Below are 15,574 nucleotides of genomic sequence, written 5' to 3'. Positions count from 1 at the left end.
ATACAGTCGGGTTTCCTCGGCGACGGACGCGGCGATGCGCGCTCACGGCGGTTCCCCGTTCGTGGCCGGGAGCGTCATGTCGACGATCCGGTCGGCGACCGCGTCCACCACGGCGCCGTCGTGGCTGATCATCAGCAGGGATATGCGTTGTGTTCGTACGAGATCGGACAAGATGTCGAGCACCCGCTGTCGGGATGCGGGGTCGAGTCCCGTGGTGACTTCGTCGCAGATGAGCAGCGACGGCTCGACCGCCAGGACACGGGCGAGGGCGGCGCGCTGGGCCTCGCCGCCGGAAAGTGCGGAGGGATGCTGTCGGGTGATCCGTTCGGCCAGACCCACTTGGTCGAGCGCGCGGCGGGCCGCCGCGGCCGCTTCCGGGCCGGTGGCACCGCGCAGGCGTGTCGGACCGCGCAGGATCTGATCCCACACGCTGCGGTACGGGTCGAAGGCCGCCTTGGCGTCCTGGAAGACGTACCCGATCGCCGCCGCTTGGTGCCGGGTCCGTCGCCGTACCGATGCGGCCAACGGGTGGCCGTCGAGAAGAACCCGCCCGGCCGTGGGTGGGTGCAAGCCCGCGACGACCCGAGCCGCGGTGGTCTTACCGCAACCCGAGGGGCCGTGAAGTGCCAGACATTCGCCCGGCTGCAACGAGAGCGAGTAACGCTGCAGAACTTCGGTGTTGCGGTACCCCGCCGAGACGGCGTCCAGGATCAACCGGGCGTCGGCCCGGGTCGGGCGGCAATCAGCGCTGTCGGCGCGTGTCTGCGGGATCCGCGGGGCGGCGACCGGCAGGATCGCGGCGTCACCGGTCTCGAGCACCCGGCCGCCGCCCATGACGATCACACGCTGGGCGACCGCGCGGACCGCGTCCAGGTCGTGGGTGACGAGCACGATCGTCAGGCCCTGCCGGGCAAGTCGGGTGATCTCGTCGAGGACCGCCGTGCGACGAGCCGGGTCCTGCCCGGTAGTGGGTTCGTCGAGGATCAGGCATGTCGGGTCGGTCAGCAGAGCCTGGGCGATGACCAGTCGTTGTTGCTGTCCGCCCGACAGTTGATGCGGGTAACGGCGCAGCATGCCCGGATCATCGGCGAATCCTGCACGTTCGAGTGCGTCGGCCACGGTCACCGGATGCCCGTGCCGTCGGCCGGCACGAGCGATGTCGTCGAGCACGGTACCGATCCGCAGGGCCGGGTTCAGCGCCGAGGAGGGGTGCTGGGGCACATACCCGAACCGTGCCCCGCCCGTGTCCAGGGCGGTCGTGGTCACTTCGACCCCCGGGCGGCGCTCGCCCATCAAGGCCAGCGCGGTAGTGGTCTTGCCGCTCCCGGAGGCCCCGACGAGCGCGGTGACCACCCCGGCGGGAATGTCCAGGTCGACGCCTTCGACCAGGAGCCGATCCCGTGTCCGTGCGGTCAGACCGCGCACTCGGATGGTGCCGCTGGGCACAGCGGCGGCCGGGGCCGCCGGGATTACCTCGGTCATCGCCACTTCCTCGTCGACACCTCGCGTGTTACCGCGCGAGCGCCGGAGTCGAACAGCAGATTCACACCCATCGCCAAGGCGATGATCAGGGCCGCGGGCAGGACGACACCCCACGGGACCAGGGCGAGGCCCGCGCGGTTTCGGTCGATCATCACGGCCCAGTCGGTGCCGGCGGAGTCCGCGCTCACCCCCAGGAAGCTGGCCGAGGCAACCAGGTAGATCGCCCCGACGAACCGCAGTCCTGCGTCTGCCGCGAGGACCGGGAGCAGCGATCGTCCCAGATAGCCGAGGTGCCGGCGCCACCAGGTTTCGTGTTGCAGCAGCAGCGCCTCCATGGCCGGGGTGTGCGCGGCGTGCAGCGCCGATGCCCGCACCAGACGCGCCGCATCCGGGAACAGCAGCACCGCCACGGTGACTGTCAGAACGACCAGGTCGGCGTCGGTGAGCGCAACGGCCAGCAGCAGCACCATGATCGACGGCAGCGACAGCAGCAGGTCCAGGGGGCGCATCAGCATCTCGTCGACGATCCGTACCCGAGCGGTCGCGGCAGCTGCCCCCCACGGCACGGCGAGCAGGTAGGTCAGGGCCACGGATGCCGCGGCCACCAGCACCAGCGAGCGCCCCCCGAGCAGGACCTGCGTGAGCAGGTCGCGCCCCTCGGAGTCGGTTCCCACGAGCCACTGGTCCCCGTAGGTGAACGCCGGGCCACGGGCACCGGGTTCGGTGAACAGGGGCCCCAGCAGCGCGACCGCGAGCGGGACCGCGGTCAGGGCAGCCCCGATGCGCACCCGGGACCGCCCACCCGCACGCTCGAGAAGCGTGGAGCCGGTCACGATGCCAGTCCGGCCGTGGGGTTGAGCTGGAACGCCGCGATGTCCGCGACCGTGTTCACCGCCACCGTGATCACCGCGAACACCGTCACCAATCCCATCAACAGCGGAATGTCGCGGCTGCTGACCGCGCTGACCAGCAACTGCCCGAGACCGCCGAGCGCGAACACCGCCTCGACGACCACGACCCCGCCGAGCAGCCAATCGGCGACCCGCGCGAGATGCTGTGCCGCCGGGGTGAGCGAGCCCGGCAGGGCATGCCGCCAGATCACCCGGCGCACGGGCACACCGAGGCGACGGGTGTGCCGGATGTATTCGGTGTCGAGGATGGTGATCAGCGACGAGCGCACCAACCGCGACAGCGAGCACACCGGGCGGATCACCAGCACCAGTACGGGCAGCACCCACAGCTCCGGTTGCATCAGCAACGGACCGCCGGCGCCGACCGCGGTGGGCGCGAACCATCCCAGCCCGACCGCGAACACTGCCACCAGCACGATCGCCAACGCGAATTCCGGTGCCGCGTAGAACGCTACGGTCAGGGCGGTGACGGCCCGGTCGATCCGGTGGCCGCGGCGCACCGCGGCGACCACTCCGAGGAGCAGTGCCAGCGGGACGAGCACCACGAACGCCAGAGCGGCGAGGGTCAGCGTCGGCGCCAGCGCCGAGCCCAGCATCGCGGTGACCGGGCGACCGGATACCACGGAGGTGCCCAGGTCGCCGCCGAGCAGACCGGTCAGCCAGTCCCCGAACTGCACGGACAGCGGCCGGTCCAGCCCGAGGAGCTCGCGTAGCTGCGCAATCCGCCTCGGATCTGCGTCATCGCCCGCGATCACCACCGCAGCGTCCCCCGGCAGCGCGGAGGCGATCGAGAAGACGACGACGAGTACGCCCAGCACCTGGGCCAGTCCCACCGTGAGGCGGGTACCGGCGTAGCGGGCGAGCATCACGAAAGCCAGGCCCTGTCGAAGCGGGCGTACCCGAGGGTGTTGCTGGGCGCGTTCTCGGCCATCCCCGCCAGGTGCGGCGCCATCCCGTGCAGGCCGTCGGAGAAGCCCCACACCAGCAGACCTCCCTCGCTGTGGAGCTGCGACTGCATCTGCTGATATGCGCGGGCCCGGATGTTCTCGTCGGTGGTTTCGCTGGCGGTGGCGAACAATGCGTCGAACTCGGGGCGGCGCCACTGGGTGTAGTTCTTCGCCGAGGTCGACAGCATCCGCTGCGCGAAGTGGGTTTCGATGGGCATGGCCCCGGAACGGAAACTCGACAACACACCCTCGTCGAGGGTGTGTGTCCAATAGGTCGATCCCTCCGTCACCTTGACGTCGATGCGCAGTCCGGCGCGACCGGCCTGTTCGGCGAGGATGTTCGCGGCCTCGACGAATCCATTGGTGGCGCCGGTGGTCTGCAGTTCGATGGTGGTGTTCCGGGCGCCGGCCTTGCGGATCAGGGCCTCGGCCTCGTCCAGGTCCATGGTGCGGTGCGGCAGGTCGGCGGCGTAGTACTTGAAGTCCTTGCCGAACAGGTCGTTGCCGACCACACCGGTGCTCCCCAGCACGGTGGTGACCAGCTCGTCGCGATCGACGAGGGCGAACATCGCCCGCCGCAGATCCACGTTGTCGAAGGGTGGCCGGTCCACCTTCATCGCGAACGCCGACATCGCGCTGCGCGGGGACCGCAGGATCTGCATCCGGGCATCGGTTTCGTAGGTGCGCGCCGAGGTGACACCGAGGTCGTCGGCGTAGTCGACCTGCCCCCCGAGCAGGGCGTTGATCCGTGCGGTCTCGTCCGGAGCGGTGAGGATCTCGAGTTCGTCCACGTGAGGGGCGCCGTCCCAGTAGTCGGGGAATCGCGCGGTGACGAGCGAGCGACCCGGTTCGAACGAGACGAACGTGAACGGCCCGGAGCCGATCGGACGGCTGAAGTCGGTGGTGCCCTCCGGGATGATGTAGGCGCCGAACGCGGCCAGCACGTTCGCCAGTTCCCCGCACGGGCGGGCGCAGACGAATTCGATCATGTGGTCGTCGAGAGCTCGGGAGCGCGCGATGTCGATCACCTCGAGAGAGGCCCGCGGGCGCAGTGCGTTCGTCGGGTCCAGGATCCGCTGGTAGGAGTACAGCACGTCGGCGGCGCGCACCGGCCGGCCGTCGTGGAAGACCGCCGGGCGCAGCTCCACCGTCCAGGTGGTCGCGTCGGCGTTCGGATGCCAGGCGGTGGCGAGCCGCGGTACCGGACCGAGGTCGTCGCCGTATTCGACGAGCTTGTCGTAGAGCGCGTTCGCGCGGGCGACGTCGGCGTACAGGTTGGTCTTGTGCGGGTCCAACACCTCCTGTGCGCCGCCGCCGGCGAACACCGCTCGCAGTCGGCCGCCGTCCCGGGGCGCGGCGGTGGCCGCGGGGGCGGTCTCGCCGCTCGTGCTGCATGCGCCGAGCAGTACGGCGCCGGCGGCGGCGCCGAGTCCGAGGAACGAGCGCCGGCTCAGGTGCGGAAGCGGTGGCAGGGGAATCGGATTCATCGGGGTATCTCCTCGGGCAGTGGATCGAGCGGGTCGGGGTGGAGCGTGGGGGTGAATCAGACGGCCTCGGCGATCACGTGCAGCCGGTCGCCGCAGAGAGCAGTGCCGCCGAGATCGGTTCCTCGTCCCGGCCAGCCGGTCTCGGTGCGGGGTCCGGGCGTGTCGAACAGTGCCCGAACCACGAATCCGGCGCGCTGCAGGTGGCCGGTCAGCTCCAGCGGAAACAGCAGCCGCCACGCCGAGGTTTGGACGAGGGGCTCGGTGCACTCGGGGATCTGCCACTGCCGGCGGCGGCGTAGCAGCTGTGCGGCGTGGTCGATCCACAGGGTGGTCTCCGCCCGCCAGGTGTGACCGTGCCAGGAGAAGGCCGAGTGGGTGGGGCCGTCGAGGAGTTCGGGGTTGCCGAGGAAGAAGGCGCCGTTGCGCATTTCGGCGATCAGCAACCCACCGGGACGTAGGTGCCTGCGGCAGCAGCGCAGGCACGATTCCAGCTCGGCGTCGGTGTGGCAGTACAGCAGGGCACTGTCGAGGCAGACGATGGCGTCGACGCTCGCGTCGACCTCGAAGGTGCGCAGGTCGCCGACCGCGGCTCTCACGCCGGGATACTGTTGTTGCGCGTATCGCACCATCGCCGGGGATTGGTCGATGCCCAGGCAACGGTATCCCCGCCGGGCCAGGTATCCCAGGTCGCGGCCGGTGCCGCAGTCCAGGTCCAGCACCGTCGCCGGGTGTGTCCGCGGCGCCGCGTCGTCGGAGGTCAGGTAGGTCGCGAGAATGTCGTCGACGAACCGGGCGGCACTGTGGTCGGGGTCGGGGAATCGTGCCTCGTACAGAGCGGGGTTGTCCGTCAACAGGTTCCGAGCCCCTGCAGCCGTGGTCATGTCCGCGCTCCGGCCTGGTCGGCGAGCAGGCCGCGGCGGTGCAACAGCCAGATCCCGGTGGCCGAACCCCACGCAAGGGCGACGCACACCAGCGCACCGGGCCACCCGTTGCCCAGGTCGAGGCCGTACCCGATCAACGCATTGCCGCCGGCGGCGGCCACCCCGGAGACCAGGTAGAACATCCCGAACAGAGTTCCGGAGATGTTCGACGCCCCGTATGCCGGGATCAGTTCCATCACGAACGGCTGCGCGATCAGGATGCCCGCTTCGAGGATCAGGGCGGAAAGCAACAACGGCGCCAGCGTCAGCCCGATCCGTCCCGCGCCGTGGGAGGGTTCGCCCCACAGGACCGGCAGTGCCACCACGAACGCGGCGCCCATCAACATCAGCCCCGCCGTGATGGCCGTGCCCCGGCTGGTGTGGCGATCGAACCATCGGGTCAGCCGCACCTGGGCGAGCAGACCGAAGACGGTGGTGGACAGGAACAGCACCGCCACTGCCCCACTCCAGTCGGTGATCCGCCCGGCCAGCACCGGATACACCAGGTACATCTGCGTCTGCAGGGCGAACATCCCGAGCATGGTCACGGTGAACAGCACGAACCGGCGGTCGGCCAGCACCGCACCCCAGCCGCGGAGCACCGTCGTCTCGGCGCGGTCCACCGGGTGGGAGGGCAGAAACCGCAACTGCGCCAGGGTGAGGGCGGCGAAGACGGCCGCCGCGGCGACGGCGACGGTACGGAAGTCCACCGTCAGCAGCGCGCTGCCGATCAGCGGTCCGGACAGTGCCCCCGCCTGTGCGAAGACGTTGAAGACCGCGAATGCCTCCGCCCGGCGCCGGGGTTCGGCGACCGCGATGTAGGAGCGCACGGCCGGATTGAACAGAGCCCCAGCCAATCCCGACAGAACTGAGGCGAGAAGCAGCAGCGGCACGCTGGTGCCCACAGCGAACACTGCGAAGCCCACCGACCGCAGGGCACAGCCGGCGATGATGACCCGATGGGGTCCGAGCCGGTCGGCAGCGGTGCCCCCGATCAGGAACAAGCCCTGCTGGCTGAGGGTACGCACCCCGAGGACCAGGCCGGTGATCGTCAGGGACAGACCCAGGTTCCCGGTCAGATGCATGGACAGGTACGGCACCAGCATGTAGAAACCGGTGTTGACGCCGTACTGGTTGAGCACCAGCAGTTGTACCGAGCGGGGGAAGCTGCGCAGCAGAGCGAATGTCCCTGCCGGGGAGTCGTTGGCGGTCATCGCGTTTCCTCGTTGTCGGGTCGGTACACGCCGAGTCCGGGCAGGCCGCTCGGGCGCAGCTTTCCGTCTTCACCCCCGAGGCCGGCCCACGGGTCTCGGGCGAGCAGCAGGTGCCCGTCCAGGTCGCACCATCGGGCCAGGGACGCCAGCTGCGCCGCGGGGGCGATACCCAGCGAGCTGCACACCAGGCAGCCGAGCATCACCTCCATTCCGCGCGCGCCGGCCGCCGCGGCCAGTGCGTGGGCGCGGTAGATGCCGCCGCACTTGGCGAGTTTGATGTTCACCACGTCCGCGAGGCCGGTCAGCTCGTCCAGGTCCGCCAGGCCGTGGACGGCCTCGTCCGCGACGAGCGGAAGATCGGTGCGGCTGCGCAGCTCCCGCATTCCGTCGCGGTCGTGCACCGGCAGCGGTTGTTCGAGCGCGACGATCGGCAGACCACCGCTGTCGGCGAGCACCGACAGGGCGGTGGCCGCGGTCCACGCTTCGTTCGGGTCGACGATCAGATCCACGCCTGGAGCGGCAGCGGCGATGGCGGCCAGCCGCCGTACCGATTCGGTCGGGTCGGCGTCGGTCTTGACCTTCAGCAGAGCGAACCCACACCCGGACAACTCGGCGGCCTCGGCGGCCATGTCCTGGGGCGCACCGATTCCGAGGGTGCGGGAGATCGGGATCTCGGCGGGCAGCGGCAACCCGAGGTGCGCAGCGACCGTCTGCCTGTTCACACGTGCCCGGTAGTCGGCGACGGCGGACCACACGGCGCCGGCAACCGCCGGGTGCACCTGTGCCGGAATCGTTTCGGGGATCCCTCGGGCACCGCAGTACGCCGCGACTGCCCGCAGCTGGGTCTCGATGTGGTGCACGTCCAGGCCCGCGAACACGGAGGTGACGACCTCGCCGCGGCCGCACGATCCCGTTTCGGGATCGGTCACGGTGACCGTGACCGCCTGGCGGGACGACATCACCGCCCGGCTGATCCGGAACGGCCGGGCCAGGGCGAGGGTGCTCACCGACCAGGTCAGGCTCATCGCGCCGTCTCCATCCGGTCCCTCGCCGACGGGTGCGGGGCCCGCACGGATTCGCACCGCGTCCAGCACTCCGCCGGGTCACCGCACTCGGCGATCTCGTGCGGATGTGTTCGCGGCGGAGCGAGCAGGCCGTGCCGAGCGCACCAGTCGTCGTCGAAGATGGTGCGCAGGTAGCGGTCGGGGCCGTCCGGAAAGACGGTGACCACCGGGCCCGGCCAGCGGGTGGCCGCCCACCCGGCCACCGTGGCCACCGCACCCGTCGACCAGCCGCCGGTGTGGAACCCGTCCCGCGCCAGGCTGCGGCAGGCGTGCACGGCCTCGCGCGGGCCGACCCAGTGCACCTCGTCGAACATCTCGTATCGCACATTGCCCGGATGCACGCTGCTGCCCAGTCCCCGCATGACCCGGCAGGCGGCAGGCTGTCCGAAGATCGTCGACCCCACCGCATCGACCCCGATGATCCGCAGGTCCGGCCACACCTGCCGCAACCGCAGACCCACTCCGCTGCTGTGGCCGCCGGTGCCCACACTGCACACAAGCACCTCGGCCCGCTCGATACCCTGTGCGGCCAGGCCCGCGACGATCTCGTCGGCGAGCCCGTGGTAGCCCACGGCGTTGTCGGGATTGTCGTACTGGTTGGGCCAGTACGCATCCGGGTCGGCGGCAAGAATTTGGTGCAGGACGTCGAGCCTGGCCTGCTGCCACCCGCCCTCCGGGTGCGGACGGCCCACGATCTCCAAGGTGGCACCCAGCGCGCACAGCAGATTGCGCATGGCGGGTTCGAGCTCGCAGTCCACCACCAGGGTGACGGGGTGGCCGAGTGGCTGTGCCACGTATGCCAGCCCGACCCCCAAAGTGCCGCTGGTGGATTCGACGATCCGCGCGCCGTCACGCAGTTCCCCGCGTCGCCGGGCACCGGCCAGCATCGACAGGGCCGACCGCGCCTTGAGCCCACCGAAGCCGAGCGACTCGATCTTCGCGAAGTAGCCCGGATGCGGGTTCGGCACCGGGGTGAGGATGCGCACGAGTGGGCTGTTCCCCACCCGCGCCGGCGAATCGATCACGGTCATCGTGCACGCGACCCGTGGTACAGGTAGATCGGGCCGGCGTCCCCGGTCAGCCAGAAGAACGGGTACGGCTCGGCGGAGAGTGCGTCGATGCCGCGTCCGAGCAACTCCCGGGCGACCGCGGCGCCACTCTGGGCGAACATCGTGACCGGAAGCCGCCGGCCGGACCCTGCCACCCGCGCGAACAAGGTGTCGACGGTGCCGTTGCCCAGCATCATTCCGCTGGCCAGCACCGCATCACACTCGTCGAGATGCTCGGCGAAGCCGGTAACGATCGGCTCACCCCACTCGGTGGTGCCGCCCTTCAGATCACACGGCACGTACCGCAGCCCGCGCTCGCGCAAGCTGACGAGCAGCGAGTTGACCACTCCGATCACCAGCACCCGCCCGTCGGGTGGTGCGTCGACCAGCCCGGTCACGTGATGCGCCCGGGCCAGCGAGCGCTGCAGCGAATCCCCGGAATCCAGCTGCACCGTCACTGCGCGGGGCTCACCCGAGTGCGGGCGCTGGTGCGTCAGGTAAGCATCGAGTGCGGCGATCTGCACGGCGATCTCGGCATGGTGCAGCAGATCGGCCACCGCCACCCCTGCGCACGCGTGCACGATCTCCGGATCCACCGAGCCCGGCTCGACCGCGCACGAGCCCGTCGCAGCCCCCACCCGCAGCGAGATCACCTGGTTGCGGTAGCCGCCACTGCGCCCGCCGTGCCGTACTCCCTGTGACGTGGTGAACGCAACCGACACCACCACATCGCGCGCGGGACGCCGGGCAGGGTCGGTGCGGTAGCGCTCGAGAAGCGCAGCCAGGCGACCGTTCGTCGCGGTACCGATCGCTGAGGTGGCGGTCATGACGCCGGCTCCTCGCCGTATGTGGCGGAGATCGACGACAACAGGCGCTCCGCCAGCGGGCGGGCCCCGGACCGCTCCGGCGAGATGACGACGACGCTGCCCAGGTAGCTGTTGTTGTCCATTCCCGGCGTGGTTCGGTGACCGGGCCCCTTGAACGCCGCCGAGACCACCGACGGATCGGCTGCGACGGTGTCCACTCCCTCGATTCCGGTGACAACACCCGCCCTCGTCGGCACCAGCATGCTCACGGCTGCGCTCGAGGGCCGTCCGCCGTCACGGTGCTCGTCCGGGACCGTCGGGACGATCGGCTCGCGTCCCAGTGCGAGCTCGACCGCCACCCGCGGCAGGTCGACTCCGCTCACATGCCGGATCAGCTCGGTGATCTGATTGCCGGCCGGCCGTGGATTGATCTCGATGATCCGCGGCCCAGCGGCGGTCAGGCGTAGTTCGGTGTGCACCACACCGTGATCGAGACCCACCGCATCGATCGCCTCCTCCGCGGCGGCCACCACTCTCGCGCGGTCTCCCTCAGCCAGGTCGGCCGGGAACATGTGCCCGGTCTCCACGAAACCCGACGCCCCACCCAAGCTCTTGTCGGTCACGCCGACCGTGTGGACCTTGCCGCGCGAAATCCAGCTCTCCACACTGAATTCCGGGCCGGTGAGGAACTCCTCGAGCAACACCGTCGAGTTCCGCCGCTGCCCGCGCGCATTGATCTCGAACCCCCGCAGCGCGTGCACCGCCGACTCGACATCCAGCCAACTGTCCGCGCGTCGCACGAACATTCCCGCACACAGATCGGTGGGTTTGACCACCAAGGGGAATCCCACCGACTCGGCCGCGGTACGGAGCCGGATCGTGTCGTCGACCGACGCGGTGGTGTGCCGCGGCCCCGGGACACCGACGCAATCCAACACCGCCCGGGTGCGCGCCTTGTCGCAGGCGGTCTCGATCGCCTCGGGTGTCGGACCGGGAAGTCCGAGTGCGGAGGCAATTCGCGCGGCGGTCGGCAGGTAGTAGTCGCAGCTGGTGAGGACGCCGTCGATCCTTGCCTCGGCATCGATCCGCCGCGCCGCCTCGAGTGCGGCAGCCGGATCGTTGGTCTCGGCAGTCGCTACCGCGCGACCGAGACGCAGCGGATGCGGGGAACCGTCCGGCAGGGTGTCCGGGTAGTGCTCCGGCCGTCGGGTCAGGAACGTGAACTCGACTCCCAGGTCGGCAATCGCTCTCGGCAGCAACGTTCCCATTGCGCCGACCCAGCTCTCCACCAGCAGTAGGTGTGCCACACGTGGCCTTCCGCTCGCATCTCCCGCAGTACCCAGCGCCACAGAAGCTACTGATAATCGTTATCGTTAGCAAGACCGGTGTGTCGAAGATTGCGAGCCTGGCGAGAACAGGTGCCCAGGAAAGGTCCGGCAGCTCGTGCCGGTCAGCCGATCGAGCCGGGGCTCGATACCAGGCCGGCCGGCGACCCCGGCGACGACGGGAAAGCCCGGAACAGCGGTGCGAACGAGATCGCGACGAACGACTGGCGGGCTGCTCACTCCGCCGGGTCATGGACCCCTTCCCCGCCCGAGGAAGTCGCACGGGAGATCTCGGTACGGACCGCCAGGACGGCGTCCCGATGCGCGGCATCGGTGGCGACGTTGCAGCCGAGCGCGAGATCCTCGAGGAGAAGACCTCGATGGGCCGCGAGGATGCGCGAGGCGACGGACCGGGCCGCGCCCGGTGACGCGCCCGCGGCCTCGATCGCCGCGGCCATGGGGTCGACCCATTCCGTCACCACCGGGACGAGGAATGTCTGCTGCAGCTCGGGATCCCGCGTCGCCGCGGCATAGATCTCCAAGAACATGGCGGTTCGCCGGCGCCCATCCGGCGTGTGCGCTTCCGCCCACGCCATCTCGAGCCCCTGCGAGATCACGGCGGTCACGTGGGCGGCGGTCGCCGACGGCGACGACTCGTCGGCCGAGAGATCGCGGATCCGCAGGAGCAGATCCCGCGACGCGGTCAGATGGGTCACCAGGGTGCGGTCGACGATCTCGACGATCAGGTTCTCACGACTGCCGAAGTGGTGGAGGAGATTTCGGGTCGACGTTTCGAGCCGATCGGCCAGCGGGCGGAGGGTGAGACCGAACAGCCCCTGCTCCTCGGCGTAGGCGCAGCAGCCCTCGAGGAGCGCGCGCCGACGCTCGACATCCTTGTGGCGACCCATGCCCGCGAGTTTATACTCCACTTGTTTCATGAATCAAACGTGGAAGGAATAGTGGTGATGCAGGCACCGTCCCGCGACGACGTCCTCGGATCGTTCGTCAACAGCTCGCGCAGCAAGATCAGGACGGTGACGTTCCCGCCCGACTTCGACACCGTGCGCTGGGCGGAACTCGACTTCTTCGGCTGGACGGACCCCCGAGCCCCGCTTCGCGCGTATCTGATTGCCCAGCACGCCGGGCAGGTGGTCGGAATCGAGTTGCGACAGGCCGAGACCGACAGCTCCCGGCCGCGCAGCACGATGTGCACCATCTGCCACGCCGTTCACCGCATCGGCGGAACGGCGCTGTTCACGGCACGCAAGGCCGGCGCCGGCGGCAAGGCCGGAAACAGCGTCGGAACCTACATGTGCAGCAACTTCGCGTGCTCACTGTATGTGCGAGAGCTGCTGCCACTGCCTGGCAATCAGCCCGATCGAGCACTGCCCACCGAGACTCGGATCCGCCACCTCGAGACTCGACTCGGTGGCTTCATCGGGCGGGTGCTCGACGAGCAGGACCCATAACCCGCTGTCCACTACCCGAGCGGCGCCATCACCCGAGCGCCTTTACGCGAAGGACCACAGTCCCAGACTGTCGCGCAACGTGGTACCCGGGTACGTGGCGCGAAACAGGCTGCGGCGCTGCAGTTCCGGGACGACGAGGTCGACGAAGTCGTCCAGCGAATCCGGATACGCCGGACACATCAGGTTGAATCCGTCGCAGGCGCCGGCAACGAACCACTCCTCGACGAGTGCGTGAGATCGTCGACGACTTCCGCGTTCGTGATGGCCGCAGACGGCAGGGGCCATGGTGCGGCTCACACTCCTGACGGTAGGCTGAACGGTGTGAGTAGGGCCAGTTCGGCGCGCCAACGGTTGCTCGCTTTCGGTTCCGGTGAAGACTTGTCGCGACGCGCCCGATTGTTGAGCGACGTCCACGACGCGGTGATGTCCGGTCGGACGCCGCCGGTGCCTCCGCGTGACGTTGTCGCCCGGTCGTGGTCGCGTCTTCGGGCAGACGGTGTCAGTCCCGCCCGGTGTGAGGACGTCGTACTCGCGGACGTCTCCGAACTCGAAGCTCGCCGTGCACGAAGTGCCCTGACGTCGGTTCTGCCCGAGCTACGCGGCGCCTTGACCGAGGTGGCGAGCGACGCGAACTTCATCGTGGTCGTCGCCGACTCGGACGGGGTGGTGCTGTGGCGAGAGGGTGCACGCGACGTGCAGAGGGAAGCTGACGTCCTCGGATTCGTGGAAGGCGCCCGCTGGTCGGAGAAGTCGGTAGGCACCAATTCTGTCGGCACGTCGCTGGTCGAGGACGCTCCGGTACAGCTCTTCTCGGCCGAACACTATGCGCGGTCCCACTACGGCTGGTCGTGTACGGGGTCACCGGTCCACGATCCACGCTCCGGCGAGGTACTCGGCGTACTGGATCTCAGCGGGTCGGCGATGTCGGTGCATCCGGCCACCGTGGCCCTCGTGCAGACGGCTGTGCGGTTGGCTGAGTCGATGCTCTGGCGCGAGCATGCCGCCCACCTCGACAGGCTCCGTACTGACGCGGCGCCGGTGCTCGCAAGGACGTGCGGGCCTGCTGTCGTCGTGGACGGTCACGGCTGGGTCGTGGCAGCCAGCGGCATCGGCGTTCCCGAACGACTGGCATCACCGGAGGCCGACCGACCACTGCTCGTGCCCGGTCTCGGACTTTGCGTACCCGAACCGCTCGGTGACGCATGGTTGGTGCGCCGCCGCGCGGAACGGACGGCCATCGAACTCGAACTCGACCTGGGGGCGGCCCCTCGGGCGACGGTGCGGGGGGAGATGGAATGGACGCGTGCCCTGTCACCGCGGCACGCGCAGATTCTGAGGGTATTGGCACGTACCCGATCGGCCGGTATCGATGCCGCGTCGTTGAGCGAGGCCCTGTTCGGCGACCGGGACCACATCGTTGCCGTCCGCGCCGAGGTCTCCCGGCTGCGCAAGAGCCTCGGCCCTGTGCTGACGCCCCAGCCGTACCGGTTCGCGGACGGTGTCGAAGTCCGTGTGATCAGGTGACATTCCGCCTGCGAACATCTCGCTCCGAACCCCGCCGCCTCCGTGTCGACGAATCTGGGGGCACGCGTGCCCTGCTCCCGGGGCTCACACCGCGGCGGACCGGGATCCTCTCCGAACCTGGTCGCTCCGATTCGGCGCGGCGCGCGGCGCAGGGGTGCGCGCAGCGACGAAGTTGCGCAGGTCCGCACGTAGCCGGGGGTGCAGTCGTAAGGCGACAGGGCTGTCGAGGATCTCACCCAACCGGATCAGATAATCGGCTGGGGTCATACCGAATTCGACCAGAAGGTCGCCGGGACTTCCGCCCCCGTACGGCAGCCCGCGACGGGCGAATTCGATGATGCGGTTGTCTTCGATAGCGGAACTCATGTGGTCAATCTCCTGACGGGTGCGCTTCGGCGAGATGGCTGAGGGGAGCCGCGAGTTCACGGCGGTGGTGAGCCATGGCGTCGGCGTAGAGGCGGCCGGCGCGGTACGAGGAACGCACGAGCGGCCCCGCCAGGACGCCGGCGAAACCGACCTCCTCGGCGGCCTTCGAGTACTCGACGAATTCTTCCGGCTCGACCCACCGCTCTACCGGGTGGTGCCGCGGCGAGGGACGCAGATACTGGGTGATGGTGAGGATGTCGCAGCCGGCATCGTGCAGGTCGATCATCGCCTGCTGCACTTCCTGTGGGGTCTCCCCCATACCGAGGATCAGGTTCGACTTGGTGATCAGGCCGAAGTCGCGGGCCGCGGCGAGCACACCGAGCGAGCGTTCGTAGCGAAACGCGGGGCGGATCTGCTTGAAGATCCGCGGCACGGTCTCGAGGTTGTGGGCGAGCACCTCGGGCCGGGAGTCGAACACCTCAGCCAGCAGGTCGGGCCTTCCGCTGAAGTCGGGGACGAGATTCTCGACGCCGGTCCCGGGGTTGAGGGCGTGGATCTGTCGGACGGTTTCGGCGTAGAGCCAGGCGCCGCCGTCGGGCAGGTCGTCGCGGGCAACCCCGGTGATGGTGGAGTACCGAAGTCCCATCGCGTGCACGGACTCGGCGACGCGGCGGGGCTCGTCCCGGTCGAGGTCGGTGGGTTTGCCGGTGTCGATCTGGCAGAAGTCGCAGCGGCGCGTGCACTGCCGACCGCCGATCAGGAACGTGGCTTCGCGGTCTTCCCAGCATTCGAAGATGTTGGGGCAGCCGGCTTCCGCACACACCGTGTGCAGTCCTTCGCGTTCGACCAGGCTCTCGAGTTCGGCGTACGCAGGACTCGTCTTGACGCGGGTCTTGATCCAGTTCGGCTTGCGTTCGATGGGGGTTTGCGCATTGCGGACCTCCAGTCGAAGCAATCTGCGGCCCGACGGAACCGGCCCCTCGGGTGATGTTCCAGGTATGGGATTCACG

The 15,574-nt window shown here is 69.3% G+C and carries 15 protein-coding genes and 1 pseudogene; 2 read left to right on the top strand and 14 right to left on the bottom strand.

The annotated features are described in order from the left end of the window. Positions 1–42 precede the first annotated feature (42 nt). The 11 genes from OCS65_RS06215 to OCS65_RS06165 all read right to left on the bottom strand — a co-directional run bounded on the left by OCS65_RS06215 (position 43) and on the right by OCS65_RS06165 (position 12,143). On the bottom strand, positions 43–1,482 hold the full coding sequence (locus tag OCS65_RS06215; RefSeq protein ID WP_029545951.1) for an ABC transporter ATP-binding protein: 1,440 nt from the start codon (positions 1,480–1,482) through the stop codon (positions 43–45). Next, complete coding sequence (locus OCS65_RS06210; RefSeq protein ID WP_006944265.1) at positions 1,479–2,315, bottom strand: ABC transporter permease subunit; 837 nt, start codon at positions 2,313–2,315, stop codon at positions 1,479–1,481. Before OCS65_RS06210 ends, OCS65_RS06215 begins: the two co-directional genes overlap by 4 nt. Further along, the gene (locus OCS65_RS06205; RefSeq protein WP_263509184.1) at positions 2,312–3,226 is read right to left on the bottom strand and encodes an ABC transporter permease; all 915 of its coding nucleotides are present in this window, start codon (positions 3,224–3,226) and stop codon (positions 2,312–2,314) included. The genes OCS65_RS06210 and OCS65_RS06205 overlap by 4 nt, the downstream gene beginning before the upstream one ends. A 32-nt stretch (positions 3,227–3,258) precedes the next feature. Then, positions 3,259–4,827 carry an ABC transporter substrate-binding protein gene (locus OCS65_RS06200; protein ID WP_029545957.1) on the bottom strand — a complete coding sequence of 523 codons (1,569 nt, stop codon included), beginning with the start codon at positions 4,825–4,827 and terminating at the stop codon, positions 3,259–3,261. Between the two features lie 56 nt (positions 4,828–4,883). Further along, the gene (locus OCS65_RS06195; protein WP_029545959.1) at positions 4,884–5,708 is read right to left on the bottom strand and encodes a class I SAM-dependent methyltransferase; all 825 of its coding nucleotides are present in this window, start codon (positions 5,706–5,708) and stop codon (positions 4,884–4,886) included. Continuing rightward, a complete protein-coding gene (locus OCS65_RS06190; protein ID WP_029545961.1) occupies positions 5,705–6,961 on the bottom strand; it encodes an MFS transporter in 1,257 nt (418 codons plus the stop codon). The genes OCS65_RS06195 and OCS65_RS06190 overlap by 4 nt, the downstream gene beginning before the upstream one ends. Continuing rightward, positions 6,958–7,986: an enolase C-terminal domain-like protein gene (locus OCS65_RS06185; RefSeq protein WP_029545963.1), complete on the bottom strand. Its 1,029-nt coding sequence runs from the start codon at positions 7,984–7,986 to the stop codon at positions 6,958–6,960. Before OCS65_RS06185 ends, OCS65_RS06190 begins: the two co-directional genes overlap by 4 nt. After that, entirely contained in the window at positions 7,983–9,056 is a 1,074-nt protein-coding gene (locus tag OCS65_RS06180; RefSeq protein WP_029545965.1) for a PLP-dependent cysteine synthase family protein, read from the bottom strand. Before OCS65_RS06180 ends, OCS65_RS06185 begins: the two co-directional genes overlap by 4 nt. Further along, a complete protein-coding gene (locus tag OCS65_RS06175) occupies positions 9,053–9,901 on the bottom strand; it encodes a hypothetical protein (RefSeq protein ID WP_029545968.1) in 849 nt (282 codons plus the stop codon). Before OCS65_RS06175 ends, OCS65_RS06180 begins: the two co-directional genes overlap by 4 nt. Continuing rightward, on the bottom strand, positions 9,898–11,187 hold the full coding sequence (locus OCS65_RS06170; protein ID WP_029545970.1) for an ATP-grasp domain-containing protein: 1,290 nt from the start codon (positions 11,185–11,187) through the stop codon (positions 9,898–9,900). Before OCS65_RS06170 ends, OCS65_RS06175 begins: the two co-directional genes overlap by 4 nt. 254 nt (positions 11,188–11,441) lie before the next feature. Further along, entirely contained in the window at positions 11,442–12,143 is a 702-nt protein-coding gene (locus OCS65_RS06165) for a TetR/AcrR family transcriptional regulator (protein WP_232334153.1), read from the bottom strand. A 27-nt stretch (positions 12,144–12,170) separates the two neighbouring features. Between OCS65_RS06165 and OCS65_RS06160 the strand changes: the two genes are divergently transcribed. Next, positions 12,171–12,674 (top strand): FBP domain-containing protein, encoded by a 504-nt coding sequence (locus OCS65_RS06160; protein WP_029545972.1) that lies wholly within the window; start codon positions 12,171–12,173, stop codon positions 12,672–12,674. Between the two features lie 42 nt (positions 12,675–12,716). Here OCS65_RS06160 and OCS65_RS06155 read toward each other — a convergent pair. Further along, positions 12,717–12,899 (bottom strand): annotated as a pseudogene (locus tag OCS65_RS06155) (nitrilotriacetate monooxygenase); the annotation flags it as partial. 171 nt (positions 12,900–13,070) lie between these two features. On the opposite strand from OCS65_RS06155, the gene OCS65_RS06150 reads away from it, so the two are divergent. Further along, the gene (locus tag OCS65_RS06150; RefSeq protein ID WP_180986965.1) at positions 13,071–14,198 is read left to right on the top strand and encodes a helix-turn-helix domain-containing protein; all 1,128 of its coding nucleotides are present in this window, start codon (positions 13,071–13,073) and stop codon (positions 14,196–14,198) included. Between the two features lie 84 nt (positions 14,199–14,282). On the opposite strand, the gene OCS65_RS06145 is transcribed toward OCS65_RS06150, so the two are convergent. Together OCS65_RS06145 and lipA are read right to left on the bottom strand one after the other, a co-directional pair. Further along, positions 14,283–14,564, bottom strand: a complete 282-nt coding sequence (locus tag OCS65_RS06145) for a DUF3263 domain-containing protein (RefSeq protein ID WP_006944226.1) — start codon at positions 14,562–14,564, stop codon at positions 14,283–14,285. Between the two features lie 4 nt (positions 14,565–14,568). After that, complete coding sequence (gene lipA, locus OCS65_RS06140) at positions 14,569–15,573, bottom strand: lipoyl synthase (protein ID WP_044476367.1); 1,005 nt, start codon at positions 15,571–15,573, stop codon at positions 14,569–14,571. Between the last annotated feature and the right edge of the window lies 1 nt (position 15,574).

The organism is Rhodococcus aetherivorans (assembly GCF_025722975.1).
In the GTDB taxonomy this organism is placed as follows: domain Bacteria; phylum Actinomycetota; class Actinomycetes; order Mycobacteriales; family Mycobacteriaceae; genus Rhodococcus; species Rhodococcus aetherivorans.
This window is presented reverse-complemented; position numbering and strand designations above follow the sequence as displayed.

Bases quoted from the DNA above. Each gene is read 5' to 3' on its own strand.
- OCS65_RS06215 (WP_029545951.1), bottom strand. From the start codon at position 1,482: ATGACCGAGGTAATCCCGGCGGCCCCGGCCGCCGCTGTGCCCAGCGGC.
- OCS65_RS06200 (WP_029545957.1), bottom strand. From the start codon at position 4,827: ATGAATCCGATTCCCCTGCCACCGCTTCCGCACCTGAGCCGGCGCTCG.
- OCS65_RS06195 (WP_029545959.1), bottom strand. From the start codon at position 5,708: ATGACCACGGCTGCAGGGGCTCGGAACCTGTTGACGGACAACCCCGCT.
- OCS65_RS06190 (WP_029545961.1), bottom strand. From the start codon at position 6,961: ATGACCGCCAACGACTCCCCGGCAGGGACATTCGCTCTGCTGCGCAGC.
- OCS65_RS06185 (WP_029545963.1), bottom strand. From the start codon at position 7,986: ATGAGCCTGACCTGGTCGGTGAGCACCCTCGCCCTGGCCCGGCCGTTC.
- OCS65_RS06180 (WP_029545965.1), bottom strand. From the start codon at position 9,056: ATGACCGTGATCGATTCGCCGGCGCGGGTGGGGAACAGCCCACTCGTG.
- OCS65_RS06175 (WP_029545968.1), bottom strand. From the start codon at position 9,901: ATGACCGCCACCTCAGCGATCGGTACCGCGACGAACGGTCGCCTGGCT.
- OCS65_RS06165 (WP_232334153.1), bottom strand. From the start codon at position 12,143: ATGAAACAAGTGGAGTATAAACTCGCGGGCATGGGTCGCCACAAGGAT.
- OCS65_RS06160 (WP_029545972.1), top strand. From the start codon at position 12,171: ATGCAGGCACCGTCCCGCGACGACGTCCTCGGATCGTTCGTCAACAGC.
- OCS65_RS06145 (WP_006944226.1), bottom strand. From the start codon at position 14,564: ATGAGTTCCGCTATCGAAGACAACCGCATCATCGAATTCGCCCGTCGC.